Genomic DNA, 26,699 nt, shown 5'->3' on the forward strand with positions numbered 1-26,699 from the left:
TCTTACCGGCGATGCCGCACGTCAAGTTTTTCTGCCAGCAGCGCAAAATTGGCAAGCGCCCGTTGGCGAAGGTCCCGATGGGCGCGAGCAAGCTCTGCGGCCACCTGCTGCCGGTCATTCCAGAGTCTGCCGAAACCCTCGATCAGCGTCTCCGGCGTCAGATCGTCGATCCCGATCTGCCAATCCGGCCGTCCCAATTCCTTGTAGACGCGTTCCACTTTGGGCATATAGGAGATCCCGAATACCGGCGTGTGGTTGTTCATCGCCAGAATAACACCATGCAATCTGACTCCCAAGATAGCATGGCAATGGGCCATAAGTCCCATTGTCTCCCAGGGGGTGTACTGTCCCTCGATCAGGGATATCCGGTCGCGGCCCGACAGCTCGCTTGCTATTTCCCGGGCACCGGGCCGGTCGTCGAAGCCGCCACCTGTCTGCATAGGTATGAACCATAGATCCGCACCCAGCGTGCCCAGGGCGTATTCGCAGAACCGCACCATGCTCTCTTTCATCACCGGTCTCTTAACATAGTCACCCTGAAGGCAGATGCCGATCCGCGGTCGTTCCGAGAGATGCAGTTTCTCTGCGGCAAGTATCTGATCGATTCGGTCTTTCGGCGCCGGTTCGAGAAGGAATACGAAATCGCCGGTCGTGTGAACCGGTGGTCCGTCGACACCAATTTCGTTCAGAAGCCGGGCGGACTCTTCGTCCCTGACCGTGATCAGATCGACCGATGATAAGGTCTTGCGAAGGAGCTCACGGGACTCGGCGAGGTGCAAAGGTCCAACGCCGACGCCGAAGACTACTACCTGCTTGCCGAGCCGTTTGGCCCAGTCGATCTTAAGGAGGGTCTTACGGAACCAGACGTTGGAATCGGCATGGTCAAAAAAAAGTCCGCCGCCGCCGACTATGAGCGTGTCCATATTGCGGAAGGTTTTCAGAGCCTTACGGTATCCGGCGCGGTCACCGCGCACGAAGCGGTAGAAAAAATCAAACCAGGTGGTGGGCAGGACACTGGGAATCGCCGTGGCAGCGTGAATCCGGGCGGTCGTTTTCACATCTCCGGAAAATACCGCCAGATCGAGGTGCGGACGTTCTTGCTGGAGCTTGCGAAGCTCTCCCAGCATGCAGTGCAGAATGGCTTCATCACCGGTGTTGGCGAAGCCAAAGTAGCCGAGGATCGCGACCAACTGGCGTTTCACGGCAGGCCACCGTCGTCACCGCGTGTTGCACTTGTCCACACGACACCTATGCCGCCTTTGACCTTCTCGGTGACACGATTACGCAGCGATTTGAGTTTCTGAATCTCTTCGTGTGAATAGAACCGACACAAATACAGGAAGAACGGAAACGTGAGAGCGATGAGAAACTTGATTCCCAGCGAGAGCCAGACACCGGGAGGGCGAACAAACCAGGCAATAGCGTACAAGGCTACGGCCACGAGGGTCATGGTGACCAGACGCCCGGTCTGGTACGGGATGTGATACAGCCTCTGGCCCGCGACGAACACCGTGATGAAAAGAAAGAAAAACGAAAGCAACGTAGCCAGAGCGGCGCCCCAAATACCGAGCCATGGGATGAGAATGAAATTGGCGGCCAGGTTCACCGCCGCCGCCATCAGCCCGAACGAAGCCAGATACTTGGTGCGTTTTTGCAGCAGGATGCCAAACTGTGCGTAGGAATAGGCGCCATAGAACATGTATGATACTAAGATGGGCGGAACGTACTGAAACGCGCTCTGGAACTCGACATCGGCGACTATCGCTATCACATCCTTGATCATGACAGACACGCCCAGCGAGAGAAACAACTGGATGAACCAGAAATAGGTGAACACCAGCGCGTAGATGCTCCTGGCGTCCGGTTCTTTCACCAACTCGAATCGCTTGGGGCCCCAGATCTGGAGGAACGGCGCCAGCACCAGAAAGTTTGGCATCATGCCGAATTTGTACGCCAGCGAGTAGATCCCCACGTCCGACAGCGAAGCCAATCGCTGGAGAAAGAAACGATCGCCAAAATTGAGCACGTACATCCCAACCCAGCTCCCCACCAGCGGCACGCTGTACGTGAGAAGAGCGCGGGCGATCTCGCGTGAATACGTGAGCCGGATTCCGCGGAGTGTGGAGATCAGTAGATAGATACCTATCGCCGTGGCCGAAATAAGACTGCTGACGAGAATCCCCCATACGCCCATCTTCAGATAAACGATGAACAGGACATTAAGCGACAGATTCAGAATGAGTCGGATGAGGGAGATGGCCACATACGAGACCGACTTCTGCTTGATCCGAAGCAGTGTCATCGGGATCTCGTTGGCCAGCCCGATGAGCAACGTGAGAAACACCAGGTTGAACAGGCGGCCATTGTCCGGTGTCTTGAACACGAGACTGGATATACCGTCCGAAAGGAAGAAAAGCGGTATGTAGGCGATCCCGGCGACGCACCAGATCGTGATCAGCGCCACCGACACCACCTGATTGCGCTTTTCCTCCTCCTGGTATTCGTAGTAGTAGCGCACCACCGACTGCGAGATCCCCATCGCCAGCAGCGTGCCGACGATATAGGAGGTCAGCTCCAAGAGTTCGAGCGTGCCGTACTGCGCGGTCGAAAGGTAGTGCGTGTAAATGGGGATCATGACGAAGGCGATGGATTTGGACAGCAGGTCCCCGACGCCATAGATGGCGGAGTGTTTGGCGAGATTCTTGACGACGTGGAACATGGGCAGGTGACTCAATGCCGTGCGGATGACGGATCCGCCGCCGGGGCGAGTTTTCCGGCGCGATATTCGGCGACGCGGCGTGACATCACCTCTTCTACCATATGCGCGCCGGCATCCCAACTGTACTGGCGTTCAACTTTGCGCCGACCGTTGGCCGCCAGTCGCTCCCGTAGCTCTCTGTCACGCACCAGATGCACCACCTGCCGGGCAAACTCAGCCGCGTCATCAGCCACCATGACATCTTCGCCCGGGCTCACCTGGATTCCCTCGCAGGCCATACTGGTGGCCACCACCGGTTTCTGCATGGCCCAAGCCTCGAGAATCTTGTTCTTAATTCCGGCGCCCGAGCGGATCGGGCAGACGTAGATCATCGCTCTGTCGAAATACTCGCGAATGTCGTCCACGCCACCCGTGACGGTGATCCCCAACTCGGCGCTGTGCAGCGCTGCAACTTCTTTCGACGGATACCGCCCGACGATCAGAAGTGAAATGTCCGGGATCTCTTTGCGAATGAGCGGATAAACTGATCTGGTGAAATACAGTGCCGCCGATACGTTCGGTCCGTAGCTCATCACGCCGGTAAAGATCAGCACCGGCCGTTCCGTGTTGCGCGATGCGCCCGGCCGGTAGAACTCACTGTCGACACCATTTGGTACGACCGTGACGCTTGTCTGCGGACAGAGGGGCCGCAGCGCCTCGGCATCCTGGTACGACACCATGATAATGTCGCGGGATTTGGCCAGTTCCCTTGTGACCATGCGACGCATCATCATCCACTCTTTGACCACTCGCGCTTTTTCAACCAGCCTTTTGGTCTCGCGGATACGTCTGGCCGTGGCCACCACCGGGTTATCGACGATATCGAACACCACCGGTATTTTGGTCACCGGGTCCATATACCGTTTCATCCCCCAGCCGAACATGTAGACCACATCGATTGTGCTTTCATCGATACGGCGAAGGATCGCCCGCTGGACATCGTCCCAGTAACCGTCGCAGTTGAAATAATCAAAGTAGTCGATGGGGGCACGCCAGATCTCCATGAACCGATCCATCGTTGAGCGCGAACGCTGCTGCATCGGACGGGAATCGGTCGCAAATAATTCCACCGAGGCAAATCGGCTGGACAGATGTTCTATCGCCGGGGCGATCATTTCCTGGCGGGCATGGCCGAGCCAGTGAATGGTATGGCGCTGCCGAACCGCCATAAACAGATTGTACATCCGGAGCTCCGCGCCGCTGAGGACCGGATAGAGTACCCGTGGTGTGACCAGCAGTATATTCATGATACGCGACTCGTGAGGAGTGGCAGGATTTCCATACTGATGACCGGCTATTCCGCCAGATCCAGAAAGAGCTCGCGGCGGATAAGCGGTTTGGTGGTCACCGCGGGAAGCGTGTTGCGGTTCAGCAGATATGGCTCGGAATCGGCGCGCACGTTGCCCCACCAACTGGTGCAGGCGTAACTATACCCCAACCGCTTGAGCAAAGGCGAAAACCGCGCATACCCCGCCACGTCGTAGCCATACGGGTACGCAAACCCGGTCACCGGCTTGCCGACCTGACGTTCGATCTCTGCCTTTCCCTCGATCAGTTCCGCCTCCGCCGCTTCGTGACTGATGAAACTCATGTTTGGATGTGACCGGGTGTGCGCCGCAAACTCGAAGCCGTCGTTCGACATCTCGCGTATTTGGTCCCAGGTCAGCGGAGACTTGTCCGGTTTCGGCGAGCCGGCATCGGCATTCAGCGCCCTGCCGATATCGGATAACAGTTGCTGCTTGCGGCCATCTTCGAGCACCATCAGGGCTCCGGATACCCGGTCCTGCACCCGGCTCCGCGAGAGGTTGTCGTTCCCCAGCTTTTCCGGCAGGCGTAGATTATCAGATCCCAACAACTGTCCGAGTTGCTTTGGTTCCACCCTGGTTAGATCGGCTGCACGGACCAGATCGGCCAGATCCTCCCACCACAGTGTCATGCGACCGTTGATCCAGTCGGTCAGCAAAAAGACGGTGGCCCCCACACCATACTTTCTGAGTATTGGGAAGGCGAGTGAATGAACCGACTTGTAGCCGTCATCGAAGGTTATCGCGACGGTGTTCTGAGCAAGCCCCCCCTTCTCCCGCATTTCTTCGACTGCCTGCTGGACGGTCATGGTACGGATGGTCTCGGCCAGCACGCGTATATGGGCCTCGAAATGGGCACTGCTCAACTCGCCGCTCAGGGGCAATGCCGGCTTGCCCGGTCCCGGTGCCGGAGACAAGTCGTGATACATCAAGATGAGCAGCCGTTTGTTCAGGCTGGTCACCACGTGATAACGCAAGCGGTAATACCCGATGCCGGACAGTATGGTCTTAAGGAATGTTCTCACGCCATTCGCTCCGATATACCTCTATTCATCGGCAGAACGTTCATCTCTACCAGATGTCTTCGGCCGCCCCGCTTTCCTCCCTGCACCACTACTATCTAATTACCGCCGAGGAACTTGTCAATGCCCTTCCGCATAAACAGTCTGTCGGGACATTCGTTCCGATTGCCCCAATTTGTTCCGCAGCGAGTTCTGGTTGACTTGGACCGGGCGTTTGGCTAATTGCGGGCGCAGGCGCTAATGCCAAATGATTCACGACTATGAGTATACAGTACCGTAGACTTGATTTCCATGCCGAGGGCCCCCAAGGGCTATTTGATCTGTACGCCGCCACATACGGCAGTTCTCAGCCTCTCGAGCGCCGCTGGCAATGGCAGTACATAAGCCATCCGAGAAGTTCCGAGGTGGTGGTACTGGTGGCCGAGGCGGATGGCAAGCTGGTGGGGACATTGTCGCATTTTCCATCGGACGTCCTGATTGGCGGCGCGCGTTATCCGGGGTTCTTTGCTTCGGATTCCATGGTGCACCCCGAGTACCGACGTCGTGGCATCATGGATACGCTCCTGAAAACCTGCGCCGATACTCTGCCGCTCATGTACGCCAAAGGGACCACCGACAGCATGTACGGCGTTCGGCTGAAATTCGGTTTCCGTCCAGTTTTGCCTAACGGCTACCTGCTCAGTATTGTCGCCCCGTCCGGGTGGGCCCTTTCCAAGCTCCGGCTGATGCGCGGCGACGGTCACGAAGACCGGCTTGCCGAATCGGCGGATTCCGAGTTTCGCTTTGTCGATTCTGTCGGTCCGGAATTTGACGAGTTCTTTCAACGGGCAGCCCCGCGATATCCGGCGATAGTCGTTCGCGACGCTGCTTACATGACGTGGCGATATCTGCGCCATCCGTACAAACGATACCATGTCATCTACCGGACGGTCGACGGCAAACTGTCGTCGGTTCTGGTGCTGCGAGTGGCGGGACGGATTGGCCATATCGTGGATATCGTGTGGGATATCGGCGCCGGCGATGAACCGGACGCCGCGATACGCTTTGCCAGGAAATGCCTCAGACGAGCCGGCTTCACCAATTTGTATTGCTGGTGCACGTCGACAGAACTGCGGCGGCGATTGGCCCGCCGTTGGTTCTACGATCTCAAGGAGACTCATCGCCTCACGATGTTCGCCTCGCCCGAGATACTGGACAGGGTCGCAGGAGGGGGGCGGATTCACCTGGTGGACGGGGACGGTGACTTCGAATTCCTGTAAGACGTGCCCAGGCAGATGTGCTATTTGGTCGGTGTCCTGTCGACCGGCCTGCTCTGCATCTTCTTCACTACAGCCCGCGCGAATTTTCGCGCGGAGCGGACCGCCAGATAGAAGAGGGACCTGTTGCTGCTGCGAAAGAACTGCAGAGTCACGTCGCGCCGTTCTTCACTAGTCCAGTGGTACTTGTACGGCTCGTCTCCTCTGAGCATATCAAACTCCCGACATCCGCGCGCGGTTAATGCCTCAACCATATACGCCATCACCACATGCCCCATGCTCACTTTGGGATCGACCGTCGTGCTCATCCCCATGACATACCCATAGTGTACCCCGCGATGGTCAAAGCCGTAGGTGGCTGCCAGGGGGGTCTCATCCAGATACAGCACAAATAGCCCCACCTGTCCTTTGGGGAAATACCGTTCGGAGATCAGCTCATGAAAACGGCGAAACGATGGGCTGGCAAAACTCCCCGGGAGCCCGCGTGCCTGCCACGCCCGTTGATGCAGATCCACCAACGTCCCCATGAAGCGCGGCAGATCGTCGGTGCGGGTGCATTGTTCGAAATGGAGGTTTCCTTTGGCCTCCAGCATTCGTCGGCTCTTGCCCACGTTATAGCGGGTTTTGCTTCCCAAACTCGCCATGAACGTCTGAGCGTCGTTCGGCAGAAGGATGTACGGACAAGAGGTGATGTCCGCAATTTCGGCTACAGCGCATCTCGGTTCCTCCCCTGCCTGTTTCCGGAAAATGGCCAGCGCGGTCGAACCGGCATCCATGGCGTCGAGCCGAATTACATCCCACTCTCTCGTCAGCGGACCCCAGAGATATCGCCAGATAGCCGCAGCCGCCTCGAAAGCGTGTCCTTCGTCAAGCAGCAGGTCCAAATGGTCCGGGCAGGCCTCGCCGCTCCCCAGTATCCGCAATTCGCGCAGCGGTACCATGCCGTAGTGACGGCGTGTCTGCACGTAAAACGGGCCAAGACCCACCAGTTTGTCCTCCCGGTATACTGCCAGCAGCAGCAAGGGCTGCCGGTTGAGATAGACGCCGAGCCAGACAGATAACCAATCGAAGGTCAGGAAAAGGGGCTGACGTCGACATCGCGCCAACAAGCCGTCCCATTCACGCGCGAGCTCGTTGAACGCGGCAATATCCCGAAAAACCCGAATACTGTACACCGTTCCGATCCTAACAAAATAACGATTTGCGCGACAATAGGTTGTACTGAACCTGCACGTTGGTCATTGTCGGCATTATCAGGGAATTGCCCAACCTGGAGCCTGACTTTGGCCAACGATATGTCTGAGTATAGTCTCTGTCAAGCAATGCGGAGACTAACCGCCAAATAGCGAGGGCCAACTGACTACTCTTCTGATAAGCGTTGCTTCTTTGCCCGGAAACGATAATTTACCTACGTGGACCTATTTTGTTAAAACGACTTACAGAACCGGATATTCATGTTTGGATGTTTTGCCGCCGTCGGCTCTGCCGCCTTGGCGTTGACAGAAGAAAAAATTTCCTCCCTCTGGCCGCTTGATTCCGACCGTCAACTGCTGACGGTTTCACCCCAGGTTAAGCTGGCTCGTTTCGTGCCCAAAAGGTTCAGCGGTGATCCGGGATTTGTCCGGTCCCAGGACATGCAGGTCGTAGTATGTATCGATGGCTATCTGATAGCTGACAGTTCGGTTGCCCATAGCGGGTTGGTCCGACAAGCAGCATTGTTCGCCGAGGAGTGCAGGCGAGTCGGCACGTATGAAGCGCTGCGTTCACTCGAAGCCGGAGCGTTCACGATTCTGGTGGTCGACCTGTTTCGCCAGGAGTTCTTCGCCGTCGGCGACCCGTTCGGTTCACTCCTGACTTTCCATAGCCATCTGCGTGATGGCTGGTTGGTTTCAACCAACCCCCTGTCACTGGCCAAGTCGGGTCTGATCGACCTTGAGCCCGATATGACGGCCCTGGCGCAGTGGGTTCAGTTTGGTTACGCTTTTGGCGATCGCTATGCGGTTCGCGGCATCAAACTGCTTCAGATAGGGCAGTTGATCCGTTTCAACTTGAGATCGCTGCAGGGCGAGGTGCCATATGAGCCCAACATCGTCTGGAACGTACCACAGCATGCCCGGACACCGTCGCCCGATGAAGTCGCCGACAAGTTTCTGGCTTCCTGTCGCCTTTTACAGAGGATCGACCCTCGGCCGGCTCATCTCCAGAGTGCCGGGCTGGACTCGCGTCTCATTCTGGCCGCCTGGCCTGACGGATACAATCCGCCATGCTATACCTATGGCGATCCGACCTCCCACGAGATACCGATTGCGCGTTCCATTGCGGACGCCCGAGGTTCCGCGTGGATACACACCTGGCAACACGGCGACGAGGTGGCGGAGAATATCGAGACGATGTTCCGTGCCGGCGGCAACATGATGTGGCCGGACCGCCTGTTCGCCGCCCGCGAAATGGTGCGCAACGGACACTGCGGAGTGCTCGACGGACTGGCAGGTGACGCCTGTCTCGGAGGTTCCCTGTATGGATTCAACCGTTTCTTCCCTCGATCAGGAAGGTGGGGGAACCTGTTCTCTCGCTTGATCGACGAAAGGGTTTCGCGCGTCGGCATTGACCGGCTTGCCGAGGTCATTTACACAGCCGTTTTGCAGGTGCACGACCTCGAATCGCTCCGCCCATATGTCACCAGTGATTTCATTGCCGCGGTAAGGGCCGAGAAGCTCCGGATTCTCGAGGATATCCATAGCGAGTTGAAACTGCTACAGCCCGCCAACTCTGATTCGGTAGCGTTGCTCTGGCGCAATGTGCTTCTGAACAACCGCGGCCCCCACATGACCATACTGCAGAGTGTCATGTGCCGAACGAGTGTCAACGTCTATACGCCATTCGTAAACGACCGGGCCTTTGTCACCCTGCTTATGGGACTCAAGCCGGAATATATTGCTTATCACCGGCTCTATCTGAAGGTGTATCGCAGGCGGTTTCCGAAATACGCGGACCTTCTCTGGAACGCTAGCCTGCTGCCGGTACGCCGCCCGGTGCTGAATCATAAACTCTCCTTGGCGTTGGTTGCCCGCGGCATAACGATCCCCTTCGTTTCCGGCAGGGCTGGGGGGCGCCAGCGCGATCCCAACGGCTGGGCAATTTGGCTCCAGGAGAGCCGGGCACTCAGAGAGTATGCTTCTGATTGTCTTCAGAAGGGGGCCGTGCTTGATTCAAATCGAGCTGCGAATACGTTTCGGGAGATCGCCGAGGGGCGACGCGAGGGGGGCGGCAAATTATTCCATCTCGCTGCCGTGGCCCGTTGGCTGGCTCTGGCAAGGTCCTGAACGACACCGGTTCGTTCGATCTTACGCTCTATCGACCGCCGATTCCGATCATGCAATGGTGAGCTTCTTCTGCCGATGTATGACATAGTGCGGGCGCCAGCTCCGGTTCCTGGCGGTATCGTTACGGCGAAAGGTCACCGATCATAATGTACGGGCAACTCGTAGCTTGCGGCTCGGCCGCGCGGTTACTCAGTCACGAATATCTCCTTAAGGCCTGGCCAATCAAGTCCCATACCGAGATCATCGCTCCTCATCCGGAGATCGTTCTCGCCCGTTTCACACCCCCACAGACCGAGCACGAAACGTCATTCCTCTGGTCGGATGACAAAGCGGTGCTCGTTTCGGTCGACGGTTTTCTTCTGACTGACCGCATCCGCCTATCCGCTCCCCACAGCCAGCACGCCATATCGTTCGCCAATCTTTGCAGTGGTGAGGGGTATGAGGCCGCCTGGCGGAGTATCGTCGCCGGGTCGTTCAACCTGGTGGTGGTTGATCTGTCGCGGCATGAACTGCACGTGACCAAAGACCACATTGGTACGTTCTCTCTTTACCACAGTCCAGTCGATGGGGGCTGGTTGTTGTCATCGAACCCGGTGGCGCTGGCATTAACCGGCTTGGTGAACACGGAGATCGACCTGACCGCCTGCGCCGAATGGGCGTTTATCGGCTACACCATCGGTGATCGCTACATGACGAAGGGAATCAGGAACGTCAGGCCCGACACGGCATTCCGCTGGGACCTCATCGGCGCCAAAGGGGGATTCGACGCCAATCCGGATTCTCCATGGAACATTCTGCCCGACCGCAAGTCCCCTCCTGTCGACGATGCCATCGATAGTCTGGTCGAAGCATGCCGGCGCGTCAGTCTGGTCGACCCCGCGCCCGCCAATTTCCAGAGCGCCGGATGGGATTCGCGGGCTATCCTGGCCGCCTGGCCCGACAGTTACAATCCAACCTGCTATACCTATGGCGACCCCGATTCACACGAGGTGCATATCGCCCACACCGTGGCAGATACGCGCGCGTCCCGGTGGGTGCATGTATGGCCCGGCGGCGACGAAGCTGCGCACCACCTGGAAACGTTGTTCGACATGACGGGACACATCGTATTTCCGGATCGGTATTTCACAGCGAGGCAGATGCGCCAGGATAGCCACACCGGCGCGCTGGACGGATTCATCGGCGGGGTGCTGGTCGGCCACGGGTATTACACGTGCGACCGCCATTTCTCACCTGTGGTGCGCGTGGTCCGCTTAGCGGGCCTCTATCGCGATCAGAGTGTGTCGGCGGTCGGTTTCGACAGGGTTGCTGAAGCGCTGTTGGATGATATTCAGGAGATTTCTGATCCGGCCGAGCTTTGTCGATATGTCACGTATGACGTGAGCGGCGCGTTGAACCGCGAAAAACCGGGCATCCTTCAGGATATTCGCGATGAGTTGACGCGTCTCAAGCAGAGTTCGGATTCGCTGTCGGTGCTGTGGCGAAACTTCTTCATGGCGAACCGAAGCGCCCACGCCATCGTCCAGCAGGCGGTTCTGAGTCGGGCGTTTGTGCACATCTACTGCCCGTTCTCCGGCGACCTGGATTTCCTGCGGCTACAGATGCGGATTCGGCCCGCGGACGCCGCGCATCATCGCTACTACCGCGAGATCTATCGCCGGAAATTTCCAAAGTTCGGCAAAATCCTCTATGGCGACAGCCTGATGCCGCTCCATGTGGCACCTCTGCGTCACCGGATCTCGCGCATGATCATTGAAGAAGGGTACACCATTCCGGGCCTGACCGCCAACGCCAATGGGCGGGAGCGGGATGCCAATAGCTGGGGGCGGTGGCTGCGCCAGAGCGAGCGGCTTCGGCTGACCACGCTGCAACTGCTTCGCGACGGCGGCATGATCGACGAGCAGCGAGCCGCCACAACTCTGCACGAAGTCTGCAACGGCTCACGCCGATGGTTTGGCAAACTGTTCCATCTGGCGAGTATCGCCCGATGGATGTCGCTTTCAGGAAATAATTCCGGCTATTGACGTTGCTGGTCGCTGGTCGTGTCCGAACGGGGGGAATCGGTATCGGGATCCCGTTCCAGCACAGAGCCATCACCGCGGTGCAGGCCGTTGATCGCTTGTTCGTAGAGATACCCGAACAACCGGCGGTTGTCGTACTCTCTCAGCACCACCCGGCCGGGGTTGCCGGCAACAAGACAGCCGTCGGGTACAGATCGCGACAGAATACAGCCGGGGGCGATAGTGACGCCATTCCCGATCTGGATAGGTCCCGAAATAACCGCACCGGTTCCTATCCAGACGTTATCGCCGATAGTCGGCAGGCCAACCGCTCCCTCGGTCTGACCTATCCCGATTGTCACGTTGTGGGTCAGACTGCAGTTGGCACCGATCGTGGTCGGTCCGATATAAATGGTGCCGATATGACCTATGTAGAGACCCGGACCGAAGCTGCCATCCTCAAGGCTCATGTGGTAGAACATCTTCATCCAGCAACTCAATACCAGATGGATCAACTTGAACGGAAGCCCCAGGAATCTGTTCGCTTTGTAGACGCGGCCAGCCCAGGCGCCGAAGCGGTAAGCCATGACGCAGTGAAAGCCGTAATTGAATACCCACGTGAACAGCCGTCGCAGCATCGACGGACTCTCTGTCCCATGAGTTATGCGGTAATATTTCCGTCGGTCGGTCTTGAAATACTTGACGTTCGCCATTACCGTTTGTGTCCGTTGCGCCATCCGATTCGCATCTCAATTCAGTATATCGACCTTTTCAATCTCTTGTCAACGGTGATGACCAAAACCGGACAATCGTGCTTCCATAACCCTGCAGGCCTGATTAAAGTTGCAATCGCTCATGCAAACAACTACCTTTGCCACCGTTGTCCGGGTCGGGCCGTGTCCCGACAGGCATGTGTAAAGGAATGATGCATTGGAGCTTACGAAAGACAGTCTGAAAATCGATGCGGCCCGAGTGGCCGATGACCTCTGCGTGGCCATCCGTCGCCAAATTCGCGGAAAAATGAAGAAAACCGGCGCCGTCGTTGGTGTCTCCGGAGGGATCGATTCGTCCGTGTGCGCTGCCCTTTGCAGCAAGGCGCTGGGCCCAGAGCGAGTCCTTGGGGTCATGATGCCGGAGCAGGACTCATCGCCCCAAAGCGAGAAACTGGCCCGCCTTCTGGCTACGACATTCGGGTTTGAAGTGATCAAAGAGGATATCTCCGCTGGTTTGGCGGGACTCGGCTGCTACCAGAAGCAGGATGAAGCGATTAGAGCGGTGTTCCCCGAATTCGACCGGTCATGGCGCTTCAAGATCACCATCCCGACCAATATCCTCGAGAAAGAGACGTTCAATTTTTTTCACCTGACCATCGAGAACAAAGCAGGTGAGACCAGGACCGCCCGTATGCCGGTACAGCCGTACCTGCAGGTGGTGGCGGCCACCAATCTCAAACAGCGCCTCCGTATGACCACTCTGTATTATCATGCTGAGCGTCTGAACCGTGCGGTGATAGGGACCGGCAACAAAGACGAGCACGAACAGGGGTTCTTCGTAAAGTATGGCGATGGCGGCGCCGACCTGAAACCGATAGCCCATTTGTTCAAGATGCAGGTGTTCCAACTGGCCGAATATCTGGGCGTGCCGAAGGAAATTGTCGGCCGAACGCCCACTACTGATACCTACAGCGCCGAGGTCACCCAGGCGGACTTCTTCTTCGGGCTTGACTTCTATCGGATGGACATGCTCTGGTATGCGCTGGAGCACAACATTCCGGCGGCGAAGACGGCCAGGGTGCTGGGGCTGAGCGTCGAACAGGTGGAGCACGGGTACGCCAACATTCAGCGCAAGATCACGGCCACCGAGCCGCTGCGGATGGCGCCGCTTCATGCCGATGAAACCGAGTGAGGAGAAACGACACGAGATGGCTGTAGATACACAAACGCTGCGCAGCGAACTGCGTCAATTCGTCGTAGATTCGTTTTTGATCGGTGAAGAGGACGCCGGCTTCGGCGATGCTGATTCGTTCATGCGGTCCGGCATTATTGATTCCACCGGCATTCTGGAACTCACCGCGTTTTTGGAGCAGAGATACGGCGTGACGGTTGAGGACAACGAAATGGTGCCCACGAATCTCGACTCGATAGAGAACCTGGTAACCTATCTCACACGCAAGCTGAGCTGAGCCGCGCGGTCCGCGATGCAGCCGGCGTGCGGCTGTGTACAGCCCATCGGCCGATGAGTTGGTCCCATGAATGTACTTGAGCTTCTGGAACGAACCGCCGTTGCCCACCCCCAACGAGTGGCGGTCACCGACCAGGAGCGGCAGATAACATACCGAGAACTGGCGAACGAAGTTGCCAACGTCGCGACTCATCTGACGAAACTTCCACTTCCGTCCGGCGCACGCGCGGCAATCCTGTACACCAACAGTATCGAGTACGTGGTCGCCTACTTTGCGGTATTTAAGGCTGGCCTGACAGCTGTTCCGCTCGACACCTCACTCACGCCGGACAGCCTCGCGTATATACTGGCCGATTGCCAGGTTCAAGTGCTCATTTGCGAACCCAGATTCAAGCGACATCTCAAGCGGATACTGCCGGTCGGTTCGTCGGTCCGGTATCTGGCGATTGACGCGACCGTATCGCTTGACCATACTGGCGTATCGGTTCTTCCGTTCAAGACTATGCGGTTCGCTTCGGCACAAGAAGCAGATGCGAGCATTACCGGCGCGCCCGCTGTCTCGATGATTCGCAGAGACCGGACGCACGAGTTGGCGGCGATATTTTACACGTCCGGAAGCACCGGCGCCTCGAAAGGGGTGATGCTGTCACACCTGAATCTGGTGTCGAATACGCTGGCGACGGTTGAATATCTCCGACTAACGTCCGACGACAGTGTCATGGTGATCCTGCCGTTTTACTATATCTACGGCAACTCTCTGCTGCTGACCCACGTCGCCGTTGGCGGACGCTGCGTGATAGACAACCGGTTCATGTATCCGGAAGTAGTGCTGGACACGATGGGGGCCGAACGGGTGACCGGATTTTCCGGCGTACCTTCGAACTTCATGATCCTGCTCAACAACTCAACCTTCACTACTCGCAAGCTCGAATCCTTGCGATACTTCACCCAGGCCGGCGGGGCGATGGCGCCTGAAGTCACGCGCCGCCTGATGGACGCGTTTCCACACAAACAGATCTTCATCATGTACGGCCAGACCGAAGCTTCACCGCGTGTCTCATGGCTGCCGCCTGAGCGACTTGCCGAAAAACTGGGCTCGGCCGGCATCGAAGTACCGGGTGCCAAAGTTACAATCCGCGATGACCAAGGCAGAGTGTTACCCGCAAACGAAGTCGGTGAGCTGGTGGTTGAGGGGGACCTGGTGATGATGGGGTACTGGAACCAGCCGGAAGAAAGCCGACAGGTACTCAAAAATGACTGCCTGTACACCGGCGACCTGGCTCGCATGGATACGGATGGTTACATCTTCATCGTCGGACGGAAAAAGGAAATCATCAAGACCGGCGGCAATCGGGTCAGCGCGAAGGAAGTTGAAGAGTGTTTGTTGGAGCATCAGAAGATATCCGAGGCCAGCATCATTGGGGTTCCTGATGATATCCTGGGCGAAGCAATTCGTGCCGTTATCGTGCTCAAGCCGGGCATGACCGCCGACACCAGCGAGATCAAGAGCCACTGCAAGCGGAAGCTGGCCGATTTCAAAGTGCCCAAGCAAATCCGGTTTGTGGAACAACTCCCGAAGTATCAGTCCGGCAAGGTGAACAAGATGGCCCTGAAGGAGCAGTCGTGAATCTCGCACGCTTCACGCCATCTCGCCGCCGCCTGCCTCTGCCCACTCTTAATCCCACCCCAAGGGGTGGGGTACCCCGACGCTTGCGGCGGGAGATTGCTTGGGATACTCTTGTTCGTTGTGGCGGGTCTTACAGTCGCCGGTTATATCATCACCGCACTTCGACTCCGCTCAGTGTGACGATGACACAGCATATTGGCATTGACGTGCGGCCGTGTGACCCGCCACTTTTTCAACAGTCCCCAAGGGGTGGGGTACCCCGCCGCTCATGTCCCGAGCGCGGTCGAAGAATCGCGGCGGGCAACAGCGATGTCTTGAACATCAGGTAATCTCCATGTGCGGCATAGCAGGATTCTTACAGTTGGGCCAACCGGCGACACTCGATCGCGAACTGCTTGCGCGTATGGTATCAACCATCAGACACCGCGGCCCCGATGAATTCGGTGCCTATTTCGATAACCGCTGCGCCATCGGCCACGCCCGACTCTCGATCATCGACCTCTCCTGCGGCCAGCAGCCGCTATCTAACGAGGATGGCTCGCTGTGGATCGTCTTCAACGGTGAAATCTACAACTACATTGAATTGCGTCCGGAACTCGAGAAGCTGGGGCACCGGTTCCGCACTCACTCCGACACGGAAGTGATAGTTCATGCGTATGAACAATGGGGGAAGGAGTGCCTGAATCGTTTCAATGGCCAATGGGCGTTTGCGATTTATAACACGAAGAGCCAGTCCCTGTTTCTCTCACGAGACCGAATGGGGAAACGCCCGATCTTTTACACGACACACCAGGGACGTTTCTATTTTGCGTCCGAGATCAAAGCGATCTTCTGTGACCGCTCGATTCCACGCCGTCTGGACCGTCACGGTCTGAGCGAAATCTTCACCTGGTGGACCACCGCGCCACCCCGCACGGCCTTCGAAGGGATCAGCGAGATGGAGGCGGGAAGTTGGCTTGAGGTGAAGGAGGGGAAGGTCACGACCGGTCGATACTGGAATCTGTTGTTCCCGGAACAGTTCGACCGCAACCGCTCCGCCGATTCCTGGGCTGAAGAATTGCATGCACTGCTTGTCGACTCCGTGCGCCTTCGGCTGCGTGCCGATGTGCCAGTCGGTGCCTACTTATCCGGTGGGCTCGATTCCTCCGCCACCACGGCGCTCATCCGGAATTTTACGACCAATCGGGTCGAGACATTCTCGATCGCCTTTCATGACAAGGCGTACGACGAATCCGGCTATCAGAACGAGATGGCGCAGTTCCTTGGGACGAGCCATCACCAGATAAAATGCAGCTATCAGGATATTGCCACGGCGTTCCCCAGGGTCATCTGGCACACCGAACGGCCAATTGTCCGGACCGCCCCAACCCCCATGTATCTGCTGTCAGGCTTAGTGCACCAGCACAATTTCAAAGTAGTGCTGACCGGCGAAGGGGCCGATGAACTGTTCGGCGGCTACGACATCTTCAAGGAGACGCTGATCCGACGGTTCTGGGCGCGGAATCCTGATTCCCAGTGGCGCCCGCTTCTCCTGCGCCGCTTGTATCCTACGCTTCCGTTATCCCCCGCGCGGGCTCGGTTTTATCTCGAGGAGTTCTACAGGGCAGGTCTGAAGCAATTCGACTTATACCACTACTCGCACATGCAGCGCATAAATACGACCAGTCGTATCAGAGACTTTTTCACGCCCGATGTCAAAGCTTCATTGACTGATTATGATCCGGTACAGGCATTCGGTCGCGATCTCCCTGCCGCCTTTTACAAGTGGCATCATCTGGCCAGGGCGCAGTATCTGGAAGCACGCTCGCTTTTGTCCGGCTATCTGTTGTCGTCGCAGGGGGACCGGATGGCGGCCGCTAACGCAGTCGAGGGGCGGTACCCGTTTTTGGATCACCGGGTGATCGAATTCGCGGCGACAGTGCCCCCCTCGCTCAAACTGCTCGGTCTGACGGAAAAGTACATTCTGAAGAAGGCGATGTCCAGGGAGCTGCCGAAAAGCATCCTGTCACGTGTTAAGCAGCCGTATATGGCGCCGGATTCGAATAGCTTCACGCAGGCGGATTCTCCGGCCTACATTGCCGAGGCGCTGTCGCCGGATGCCGTGAAGCGTGTGGGAATCTTCAATCCGGTGATGTTAACCAAGCTGCGGGAGAAATGCACGAAGCTTTCGCACGCGCATTTGTCATTCAAGGACAACATGTCGTTTATCGGGATACTGTCGACGCAGTTGCTGGCGGAGCAGTTTATCGACAACTTCACGCTTGGCACCCCGGTTCCGCGCGAGGTGTTCAAGACCTGGGTGGATAATGCCGCGTAGAAAACACTACCTCCCGGCCTTCACCGCCTGCACCCCCTGCTTCTGCCAGGCGACCCAGACCGGCTTAAAGAACTCCATAAACCGGCGAGCCACTTCCTGATTCCCCTTCAGATTCGGATGTGAATCTTTTGGATTCTCCCGGCGGTATTCGTCCCTGAGCACGTTGTTGCTGTCGGCCAGAATGTCGAACAGGTCGAATATGACAAAGTTGTCAAGGCCGGTTTCCTTCTTGTACGACGGCAGATACTCGCCCATCAACCACTGATTGAACGCGCGGCCACGCTTGGCTGCCTCAGGATTTGTCTCCGGCGCCGCCATCGGTGGATAGGTCATATAAACAAACAGCTTGTCCGGATATTTCTGCATCTCTTTGCTGATCGAAGCAAACGCCGCCTTATAATTCTCAGTCGTCCGTTTCTTGTCGGTCGGATTCCCCGCGCCACTCCCCTCGGACTCGACATAGCTGTTCGGATAACAGGATTTGAACATCACGATGTCGTTCGTCTTGCCGTCAGTGTAATACAGATTCGGGTGCGCCTTGAACATGAAAATGCGCTGCATATCGGCAGTAAACTTCGTCGTCCAGTCGCACATATCCGTATTCTGACCCACCTCATCGCCGTAGGTGGCCCCTTTCACCGCTACCCCCAGTTGCGCCAGACTGTCCCTCAGCCCACCATCGTACAAGAATCCTTTACCGACTGAATGGTGCAGGTATACCATTCGGGTCGGCATGTTCAGCTCGGTGATATCTGTCAGATAATTTATGACCTTCGATGCATCCCTGACCTGGCTCTGCAGGTAATTCACCGAGCGTCTCATGGTCAGCCATTGGTAGGCGAAAAACAATCCAACCAGATTGCCGATGATTGAAATCGCCAGAATGATCGGTATGATCTTGTTCATATGTGTTCTCCTCGTTGGGTGCAATTCGGCCAACAGACCGAACGGGTCACAGTGTAACATACAACGACACTACCGCGTTCAACAAGCACTTTGGCTAAGCCACGTCCGTCCGCCCGATCGGTGGTGCTTCTAACCCGGGCGATGCTGTTTTGTTCCGACAGGTCGGGGCTACAGCTATTGGCTTCTTGACAAGAGACAGATTTATTGATAATCTGGACTAAAGGAGGCTTCGTGCGGGTCCGTTTGAAGGACTGATTATCAACGGCCGACATTCAGAGTAAAGCCTGCTTCCGAGGGACCGATGCCGGTTTCAAAGCAACAGACAACTGTCACCGAATCGTCGACAGTGGTGCTTCGAAAGGGATCACTGTTTGTCGAGGCAGTCTCCGGGCTGGAGAACCTGTCACGGCACGCTGCGGCGTGGAACGAATTAGCGTGGGCGTCACCCCAGCGACTGCCTATGGCCTCGTACGCGTGGGTGGTGTCTTATTTCGATCAGCTCCTCTCTCCGGGCAGTCAGTGGATCTGTTTCTTTGTCTATGATGGCGCCATGCTGCTCGGAGTCCTGCCGCTTGAGATCGGGTATCGGCGGTCAGCGGGAATCAGCCGCCTGACGCTCAACACCCCCCTGTCGCCACATACGTGTTCAGTCGACCTGCTCCTGAAAGCAGGACGAGAATCAGAAACGCTCGAATTGTTGATTGAAGGGCTCGCTAAGGCGGTCCCATCCTGGCAGCAACTGGAACTGAAATGCATCCCTGACCTGTCACCGTCGGTGCCGACACTCTCTTCGACGAGGTTGGCCCTGGTGATCTCTACACTATCAGGATTCGGAGCCTATATTCCGGTGGACGGCAGCTATCAGAAATACCTCGACAGTCTGAGTCGGAATTTTTCCCACACCCTGAGACGGGTAAACCGTAAGCTGTCGTTCCTGTCTGATGTACGTGAACTCTTTGTCGAACGAGAAAACGTGCGTCCGGAACACCTTGACCGGTTTTTGGATGTTGAGGCAACAGGATGGAAAGCGGCCGTCGGCACCGCCATAAAGCAATCGGACCAGTTGATTAGTTTCTACCGCGCTCTCACGGCTCGCCTGGCTGAACTGGGGTGGCTTGAGTATCATTTCCTGGAAGCCGAAGGGAAGACAATCGCTGCGCATCTGGCCGTGCGCATGGGACGGTCGCTGGTGCTGCTGAAGATCGGCTACGATGACGCGTATGCCGCGTATGCCCCGGGCAACAATCTCATGGCTCGTGTTGTCGAGTGGGCATTTGCGCGGTCGGATATTGACGAAATCAACTGCCTGACCGATATGGCTTGGCACCGAAACTGGCAGATGCCGAAGCGTGCCTACTATGACATCCGCCTGTATCGAAAATCCCCACAGGCTTTCATGACGGGGTATCTGCCTGAACGGGTCCGGCGCACGGTCGCTGACCTGCCCGGTGTGAGTGCACTTGCCCGAATACTCCGCAAGCGTAGATCTACCGGGTCGGGACCATCGCACGGCGGAGCTTGATTATCCAACCGACTCGCGTATCTTGATATTGATGCAGTTACTTCGCGTTTCCGTGATTATTCCGACATTCAACCGGGCGCATCTGATAGCCAGGGCGCTGAACTCCGCGCAGCGTCTGTTGGTCGATGGTGACGAGATCATTGTCGTTGACGATGACTCAAAGGACAACACGGAGGAGATCGTTCGTCGTTATGGTGAGCCGGTCCGCTATTTTCGTATCCCCAACAACGGCGCTGGACGGGCCCGGAATTTTGGTGTCGGTCAGAGCCGAAATGAACTCGTGGCGTTTTTGGATTCCGACGACGAATGGATGCCGCACAAGCTGCAACTGCAACGCGCGGTCATGCAGGCTCGTCCGGATTTGCTGTTCTGCTTCTCCAATTTCGCCGTCACCGACACAAGCGGCCGCCCGTTGCGTCGCTTTCTGATTCACTGGAATAATGACCACCGTGGGTGGGACGAAATTCTCGGCCCCGGTTTCTTGTACTCTTCGATAGGACCGCTGCCGGAGGGGATCGCAGATTTCCAGGTGTACGTCGGCGATCTCAGCCTGCCGGAGCTTCTGTCTGCATATGTTCTTACCAGTTCGATGGTGGCCCGCAAAGCGGAGGCAGGGGACGCGCTTCATTTTGCCGAAGATGTGGCGACGTACGAGGACTTGGAGTGCTTTGGGCGGCTTTCGCTTCGGGGGAAAGCCGCCTACCTTGACACCGAAACCACCTGGCAGCATGGCCATTCGGGGGAACGGCTGACGGATAACGCGGGTCTCAAGCGATCTCACGCCCACGTAACGATCCTCGAACGTGTCTGGGGATCAGACCGGGCCTTTATGGAAAAGCACGGCGAGGCCTATCGCCGGAAGCTCGCTCAAGTGCGGCTGGAAAGAATCGCCGACTTGATCGCTGTCGGTCAGACCGGCGTCGCTCGCAACGAACTTCACCGTATCGAGCACGCGCCGCTCAGTTATCGGCTCATGGCCGGAGTTCCCGGTCCGCTGGCCCGCAACCTCTTTCGTCTCAAACGGGCTCTGGCCGGCCGCCGAGCCTGATTTTTTTCGCGAACTTTTCATTCCCGCATGCTGTTTGCATCGGTATAATGGTCAACAACGACCGGTTAAGTCCATATATCTGTGGCCTCCCCGGTCCTCGTGTCGATAACCGGAAACGCCTATGCAGAGACCGTCACTGTCGTGAATCGTTTTTCCTCTATGTCCGGTTCACCGCCCGCCACAAATTCCGGCTCCCATCCAGGATCAGTCGGTTTGCCATATACGGAGCCGGTCCTGGTTGCCGATTCATGCGAGCAAGCGCAGCCGCTCGTGAACGCTTGGCAGGAACTGGCTGCAAACGCGGTCGAGCCGAATATCTTCTATGAGCCGTGGTCGCTCCTTCCGGCATGGCAGGAATTTCCGAATCACCGCGTGCGGGTGGCTTTTGTGTTCGGTCATGACCGCCGGCTGATCGCAGTCTTTCCGTTGATATCCGGCCGCGGCTATCGACAGATCCCGGTCACGACGCTCAGCCTCTGGCGGCATCTGCATTGTCCGCTCTGCACGCCGCTGGTGTTGGCCGGGCGGGAATACGAAGCGTTGACCGCGTTCTTTGGATGGATGCGCAGCAACCCATTTGGAGCATCGTTGTTTCTGTTCGATCACATCACCGCCGACGGTCCGTTCAGCGGGCAACTCGACCGGGCGCTTGTGACTGCTCGGCGACGTAGCTACGAACATGAGCGCTGGGAGCGGGCTATGATTCGCCCCGCAGGCGATCCAGAGCAATACCTCGAAAGGGCGCTTGCCTCCAAACGACGCCGGGAACTACGCCGCCAGTCTAACCGCTTGAGCGAACAAGGCGACTTGACATGTGTTGAGCTGACGCCCGGCGACCATCTCACGCCCTGGCTCGATGACTTCCTTGCCCTGGAACAGGCCGGTTGGAAAGGGCGCGACGGCACTGCCATCGCCAGCCGCGACACCGAGCGTCACTATTTCGAACGGGTAGCCGGCGCCGCCTTTGAACGCGGCCAGTTGATGATGCTGGCTCTGAAGCTCGATGGCCGGCCGATCGCCATGAAGTGCAATTTTCTCGACCGCGATGGAGGCTATGCCGCCAAGATCGCCTACGACGAATCCTTCGCGTCCTATTCTCCTGGTGTCCAACTGGAGCTACATCATCTTCGCTTGTTGCATACTCGGCCACATATCCGCTGGATGGATTCTTGTGCGGTTCCCAATCACTTCATGAAGGAACGGCTCTGGACCGAACGTCGTCCCATGCGAACCGTTCTGATCAGCACCGGGGGTTTACTCGGCAATACCATCGTGTCCGCGCTGCCGCTCGCTGAAGGTGCTTGGCGCCGATTGAAGCGGGCACAAGCTGCATCCGATTAGCGGCGACCCACAGCGGTGGGCGGCCTCGTGCCGGTACTATCATTATTGGTTATTAGGTTGTTGGTATGCGTATGCCTTCGGCTATCGTGTTCCGGCGTCGCCCGGCCCTGGTCTGTTGCCGAGTCTGATTGAACCCCGCACTATACTTCTTCGGAGAAGATCGGTCGCATGTAAAGCAAAAGTCAGGCTCGTTAAGAGCCTGACTTTGCGTTTGTCTCCGAGGGACAATGAAGGAACGTTACGGGCTATCGTTTAATCGTTATCCCCGCCCCCATCATCATCTTCATGTTCTTCGGCGCTGTCGCTCTCACCGGCGCACTGCCCCGGCCCGATCTCTCCCTGGTTGTATTTGCCGAGTTGACACTGCCAACCTAGAACCAGCTGACGTTCATCCTCGCCAAGGATTGACCAGTCGAGATAGTCATGATCGGCCAGGAAGGCGTCAGCGTCAGCTACGACCTCAGTCACGGCCGAAGGATCGGCTCCGCTCGCAAAATTCAACTTAGCCGCCAGCAACTGAGCATACAGCATGGCGATACCGTTGCACTTTCCATAGTACGTGAGGCTGAGAATGTCGAAGGCGATTTGAGAGTCGCTCACCACGACGCTTTTGGCACCCCCGTCGCTTCCCAGCGTGATCGGCAGGAGCGGCGTCACTGAATCCGGCTGGCACCCGAATCCGGTGCGGTTTTTCCAGTAGCAGACTGTGTGTGTACAGCCGCTGTCCGGGATTATGATCGGTGGCGGTTGCGGCAGATAGACGCCGGCATCCAGCGTGTTGTCCGACTCGGACGCCACCAGATCAGTGCAGGCAGTGAAACCGGTCAACGGGTCGACATCGCTGTCCAGAGAATCATTCACGGCGGCATCCTGTGGGCTGTACTTCCAGCTATCCGGCAGCACAAACTGAACTTTGTATGACCCGAGCAGGAGCTGATCGAAGAAATAGAACCCGAAACTGTCGGTCGTGTCGCTGCGGGCTGGCACATCAGCACAGGTGAACAGATTTACCACCACGCCGGAGACTCCAGGCTCTCCGGCTTCCTGAACTCCGTTCGAATCGAGATCGTTGAAGACGAGATCACCAAGTGAAGCTTTCGGTGGCGGACCGGTAAAGACGCCGGCGTCCAGAGTGAGATTGGTTTCACCGTCTGCAAAAGTCACGCAGACAGTGAAACCGTTCCCTGGAAGCGGGTCGCTGTCCAGCGAATCGTTGCTACCCTGGTCATTGGCCGTAAATGAGTAGTTGGCCGGTTTCATGAACAGGAGCTTGTATTGGCCTGCGGGAATATCGGTGAACGAATAATTGCCAAGGGTGTCGGTAGTATCGATCTTGACTGGCATGTTCTGGCAGTTCAGCAACGCCACCGGCAATCCCCTCATGCCGGGTTCGCCCGCGTCCTGAATCCCGTTCTGGTTGAGATCGTTCCAGATACGGTCGCCGATGGATGTCACCAGCAGCCCCGAGGCATCGTTATCGTTCGAAAGGCCCGAGGACGCCGTCGGATTAGGTTGGCGCTGACAACCGATCACGGTAACAAGCGCAACCACGACCGCAATCAACCCAAGAAAACTTCGATTCATGGCTTTCACCTCCGGGTAAGGAGTGTTCTATACCGGATGAGCTGCCCGTTTCCACTCATCAGTCAATTCATGTGAATAGGCACCTTAACGATCATGGGGCATCAAACTCAGTGCCTTCAGTATTATCGGTCTGCTGTTGGTTCAAATTGAAACGAAAGTGCAGGGCTCGTGAAGATCAGCTTAGCGATATGTACCTGTTTGCAGTACAAGATGTTAGCAAAGCGCGACACCGAAGAAAAAGGGCGAATGACGCCAACTCTACTGTGGGTCAACAACCGGCATCCGCGTTCGTGCTGTTCAATTTCTGAACAGGGCCGCGCGGACGGAGAGCTGGTCATTGGAAGGTTGCAGGGAAGCGAGGGTTGCTTCTTGTCCTGGCCTCTTTTGAGTGATATTCTGACTCCACATTACAAAGGAGGATCTGATGGAAGTGCAGAATCTCGCGAATCACCGCCGTATCATCCCGATGTTTCACGCGGTACTGTTTTTGACCCTCGTGCTCAGCTTTATTGGTTCGATCGTGAATCTCGTGAAATCGTGGGACGATCATCAGCGGCTCTACAGTGCCGCGTTGTTGGTAGTTGTGTTCGTCTGCCTGCTGCTCATATTCTACTTCATGCGGGCGTTTCCGCTGCGGGCGCAGGACCGCGCGATCCGTGCCGAGGAGAATCTTCGTTATTATGTCATGACCGGCAAGCTGTTGGACCCTCGACTCACTATTCGGCAGATCATCGGGTTGCGGTTTGCCGGAGATGACGAGTTTGCCGCCCTGGCCAAACGTGCCGCCGATGAAAACCTCTCCGAGGATGACATCAAGAAAGCCGTAAAGAACTGGCGCGGGGATTATCATAGGGTGTGAGTTCCAAAAGTAGGTCGCTTTCCTAATCCGCTTCGGCGAGAAACCCGACACCGACATTGTCATAATCCGTTGTGACAGGTCCTGATGCCTGTCGATAGACAGACGGTGTGACCTGACACTGTACTTTGTCATTCCGGCCGTCGAGAGCCGGAATCCAGCCGTAGCCACTGTCATCATGAGGAGTCTGCCGGAGGCAGACGACGTGATGATCTTGCGTGGCCACAATGGAATGACACGCTGAGCGGAGTCGAAGAGCGGAATCAGAACTGAAAGCACGGCTTCACTGGCGGAGGCGGGTCCTCTCCCAATTGCCAAAGCCACTCCACATAATGCTCAACATCCGTAACGTCAACATCACCGTCACAATCGCAATCACCAAGCAAAGGCGAAGGGAATATTTGATAATTGTACCACAGATAATCTACTAAGGCAACAAGATCACTGATGTCAAGTAGCGCGTCATTGTTCGCGTCACCGTGTGCGATGGAAAGCACAGCCCGAAAGGCATCGACTCGGCCATAGCCTCTTTCAGCGGAGGGAACTACTGAGTCTAGGGCAACAGCCGAGCCCGTTAACACTTGCCTAACCTGCTCGAAGCTCAAAGAAGTGTCGCGGGAGAGTACGAGGGATGCCACGCCAGCCGCGAGGGCGCACGACGCAGATGTACCACCAAATCTGCAGGCGTAACCAATGTCGTTACTCCCCGGCGGGCAATTTGTCATATACGCAGGGTTGAATCCTGGTAGACCGTGTTGATCGATAGACCAAACATCTCCGAGAAAGTCAGCCAAGCCACTTGGCGCCACAAGGTCAAGGGTAGAATCGTAATTGCTATAATACCAACGCACATCGTTAGAGTCGGTTGCACCAACAGCAATACACGAACTGAGCCGAGCTGGAAATGCGACCGAGTCGGAAGGTCCCTTATACGTATTGCCGGATGAACATATCGAAACACATCCGTGATTAGCGGCATCAATGAACGCATCAGATAATTCATCGAAATCATAAGTGTGCCACGCGCAACAGAGCACATTTGCCCCGCGCATCCAGGCCGTATCTACCGCTCTGACAAAGAGACTCTCGGGGGTCAGCCATAACCCACCTGTATCGGCAAATATTTTCACGGCCATGAGCAGCGCACTTGAGTTGACAGAAATAACTCCGCTCGCAGGATCCATTCCTGCGATGCTGTCAAATGTGTGGGATGCTGCCATGACGCCAGCGCACATCATCCCGTGCCCCCTTGGATTGCTGGGATGTTCTCCTGGGTCAGGGTCCGTGTCATTTTGCGCAAAATCAAATACAGGAATAATTCTGCCGGCGGGTAGATCTTCGTGATCTTCCAGACTATCATCTATCAGCGCGATCTTGACTGGTCGACTGAGGCCGGCGAAGTCCCAAACCGAGACCTGATTGAAAATGCCGGTTATCTTCTTGACATGCCATTGCCACGAATTGTAGTAATCATACAGATGGTAAGAATCCAGATGTGCCCTCACCCAAAAGTTAGGATGGGAGTACCTAGTGTAGTGTTTCATAATTGTATTGACATTTGATTTGAACTTTGATATTTTGGCCGGCGATGAATATCGCCGAGCCAATCGCGCTGTCTTCTGAGGAGCAACGGGTGATCGATGCCTGGGTGCGG

The 26,699-nt window shown here is 56.7% G+C and carries 20 protein-coding genes; 11 read left to right on the forward strand and 9 right to left on the reverse strand.

The window, feature by feature from the left end; all coding sequences use genetic code 11:
* Window positions 1-2 precede the first annotated feature (2 nt).
* Genes AB1644_04240 through AB1644_04255 form a run of 4 tightly spaced genes read right to left on the reverse strand, consistent with a single transcriptional unit; the run spans window position 3 to window position 5,087 of the window.
* Entirely contained in the window at window positions 3-1,202 is a 1,200-nt protein-coding gene (locus AB1644_04240) for a polysaccharide pyruvyl transferase family protein (GenBank protein MEW6050256.1), read from the reverse strand.
* On the reverse strand, window positions 1,199-2,719 hold the full coding sequence (locus tag AB1644_04245; protein ID MEW6050257.1) for an oligosaccharide flippase family protein: 1,521 nt from the start codon (window positions 2,717-2,719) through the stop codon (window positions 1,199-1,201). The genes AB1644_04240 and AB1644_04245 overlap by 4 nt, the downstream gene beginning before the upstream one ends.
* 11 nt (window positions 2,720-2,730) lie before the next feature.
* Entirely contained in the window at window positions 2,731-4,005 is a 1,275-nt protein-coding gene (locus AB1644_04250; protein MEW6050258.1) for a glycosyltransferase family 4 protein, read from the reverse strand.
* Window positions 4,006-4,052: 47 nt separating this feature from the next.
* Window positions 4,053-5,087 carry a polysaccharide deacetylase family protein gene (locus AB1644_04255; protein MEW6050259.1) on the reverse strand — a complete coding sequence of 345 codons (1,035 nt, stop codon included), beginning with the start codon at window positions 5,085-5,087 and terminating at the stop codon, window positions 4,053-4,055.
* Window positions 5,088-5,344: 257 nt separating this feature from the next.
* Here AB1644_04255 and AB1644_04260 point away from each other — a divergent pair, with 257 nt between their 5' ends.
* Window positions 5,345-6,343 (forward strand): GNAT family N-acetyltransferase, encoded by a 999-nt coding sequence (locus AB1644_04260; GenBank protein ID MEW6050260.1) that lies wholly within the window; start codon window positions 5,345-5,347, stop codon window positions 6,341-6,343.
* Window positions 6,344-6,363: 20 nt separating this feature from the next.
* Here AB1644_04260 and AB1644_04265 read toward each other — a convergent pair whose 3' ends face one another.
* On the reverse strand, window positions 6,364-7,515 hold the full coding sequence (locus tag AB1644_04265) for a GNAT family N-acetyltransferase (GenBank protein ID MEW6050261.1): 1,152 nt from the start codon (window positions 7,513-7,515) through the stop codon (window positions 6,364-6,366).
* A 279-nt stretch (window positions 7,516-7,794) separates the two neighbouring features.
* Between AB1644_04265 and AB1644_04270 the strand changes: the two genes are divergently transcribed.
* Together AB1644_04270 and AB1644_04275 are read left to right on the forward strand one after the other, a co-directional pair.
* Window positions 7,795-9,663: a hypothetical protein gene (locus AB1644_04270; protein MEW6050262.1), complete on the forward strand. Its 1,869-nt coding sequence runs from the start codon at window positions 7,795-7,797 to the stop codon at window positions 9,661-9,663.
* A 146-nt stretch (window positions 9,664-9,809) separates the two neighbouring features.
* Window positions 9,810-11,687 (forward strand): hypothetical protein, encoded by a 1,878-nt coding sequence (locus tag AB1644_04275; GenBank protein MEW6050263.1) that lies wholly within the window; start codon window positions 9,810-9,812, stop codon window positions 11,685-11,687.
* Here AB1644_04275 and AB1644_04280 read toward each other — a convergent pair.
* A complete protein-coding gene (locus AB1644_04280; GenBank protein ID MEW6050264.1) occupies window positions 11,681-12,376 on the reverse strand; it encodes a serine acetyltransferase in 696 nt (231 codons plus the stop codon). The genes AB1644_04275 and AB1644_04280 overlap by 7 nt on opposite strands.
* A 217-nt stretch (window positions 12,377-12,593) precedes the next feature.
* On the opposite strand from AB1644_04280, the gene nadE reads away from it, so the two are divergent.
* The 4 genes from nadE (at window position 12,594) to asnB (ending at window position 17,788) form a co-directional block, all read left to right on the forward strand.
* Window positions 12,594-13,568 (forward strand): NAD(+) synthase, encoded by a 975-nt coding sequence (gene nadE / locus AB1644_04285; protein ID MEW6050265.1) that lies wholly within the window; start codon window positions 12,594-12,596, stop codon window positions 13,566-13,568.
* 16 nt (window positions 13,569-13,584) lie between these two features.
* Window positions 13,585-13,845 carry an acyl carrier protein gene (locus tag AB1644_04290; GenBank protein ID MEW6050266.1) on the forward strand — a complete coding sequence of 87 codons (261 nt, stop codon included), beginning with the start codon at window positions 13,585-13,587 and terminating at the stop codon, window positions 13,843-13,845.
* 66 nt (window positions 13,846-13,911) lie between these two features.
* Window positions 13,912-15,471 carry a class I adenylate-forming enzyme family protein gene (locus AB1644_04295; protein MEW6050267.1) on the forward strand — a complete coding sequence of 520 codons (1,560 nt, stop codon included), beginning with the start codon at window positions 13,912-13,914 and terminating at the stop codon, window positions 15,469-15,471.
* A 334-nt stretch (window positions 15,472-15,805) separates the two neighbouring features.
* The gene (gene asnB, locus AB1644_04300) at window positions 15,806-17,788 is read left to right on the forward strand and encodes an asparagine synthase (glutamine-hydrolyzing) (protein MEW6050268.1); all 1,983 of its coding nucleotides are present in this window, start codon (window positions 15,806-15,808) and stop codon (window positions 17,786-17,788) included.
* A gap of 6 nt (window positions 17,789-17,794) precedes the next feature.
* Here the strand turns inward: asnB and AB1644_04305 are convergent, their stop codons facing one another.
* Window positions 17,795-18,694, reverse strand: a complete 900-nt coding sequence (locus AB1644_04305) for a hypothetical protein (protein MEW6050269.1) — start codon at window positions 18,692-18,694, stop codon at window positions 17,795-17,797.
* Window positions 18,695-18,995: 301 nt separating this feature from the next.
* Between AB1644_04305 and AB1644_04310 the strand changes: the two genes are divergently transcribed.
* The 3 genes from AB1644_04310 (at window position 18,996) to AB1644_04320 (ending at window position 22,605) form a co-directional block, all read left to right on the forward strand.
* Window positions 18,996-20,216, forward strand: coding sequence for a GNAT family N-acetyltransferase (locus AB1644_04310; GenBank protein ID MEW6050270.1), 1,221 nt, complete (start codon window positions 18,996-18,998; stop codon window positions 20,214-20,216).
* Window positions 20,217-20,247: 31 nt separating this feature from the next.
* Window positions 20,248-21,264 (forward strand): glycosyltransferase family 2 protein, encoded by a 1,017-nt coding sequence (locus AB1644_04315; GenBank protein MEW6050271.1) that lies wholly within the window; start codon window positions 20,248-20,250, stop codon window positions 21,262-21,264.
* 270 nt (window positions 21,265-21,534) lie between these two features.
* The gene (locus AB1644_04320) at window positions 21,535-22,605 is read left to right on the forward strand and encodes a GNAT family N-acetyltransferase (protein ID MEW6050272.1); all 1,071 of its coding nucleotides are present in this window, start codon (window positions 21,535-21,537) and stop codon (window positions 22,603-22,605) included.
* A 252-nt stretch (window positions 22,606-22,857) separates the two neighbouring features.
* Here AB1644_04320 and AB1644_04325 read toward each other — a convergent pair whose 3' ends face one another.
* Entirely contained in the window at window positions 22,858-24,189 is a 1,332-nt protein-coding gene (locus tag AB1644_04325) for an SdrD B-like domain-containing protein (protein MEW6050273.1), read from the reverse strand.
* A 424-nt stretch (window positions 24,190-24,613) separates the two neighbouring features.
* On the opposite strand from AB1644_04325, the gene AB1644_04330 reads away from it, so the two are divergent.
* The gene (locus AB1644_04330; GenBank protein MEW6050274.1) at window positions 24,614-25,048 is read left to right on the forward strand and encodes a DUF6526 family protein; all 435 of its coding nucleotides are present in this window, start codon (window positions 24,614-24,616) and stop codon (window positions 25,046-25,048) included.
* Window positions 25,049-25,308: 260 nt separating this feature from the next.
* Here AB1644_04330 and AB1644_04335 read toward each other — a convergent pair.
* A partial coding sequence (locus AB1644_04335; protein ID MEW6050275.1) for a S8 family serine peptidase occupies window positions 25,309-26,699 on the reverse strand: 1,391 nt, incomplete at its 5' end.

The organism is Candidatus Zixiibacteriota bacterium, assembly GCA_040753875.1.
Lineage (GTDB): Bacteria > Zixibacteria > MSB-5A5 > GN15 > FEB-12 > DATKJY01.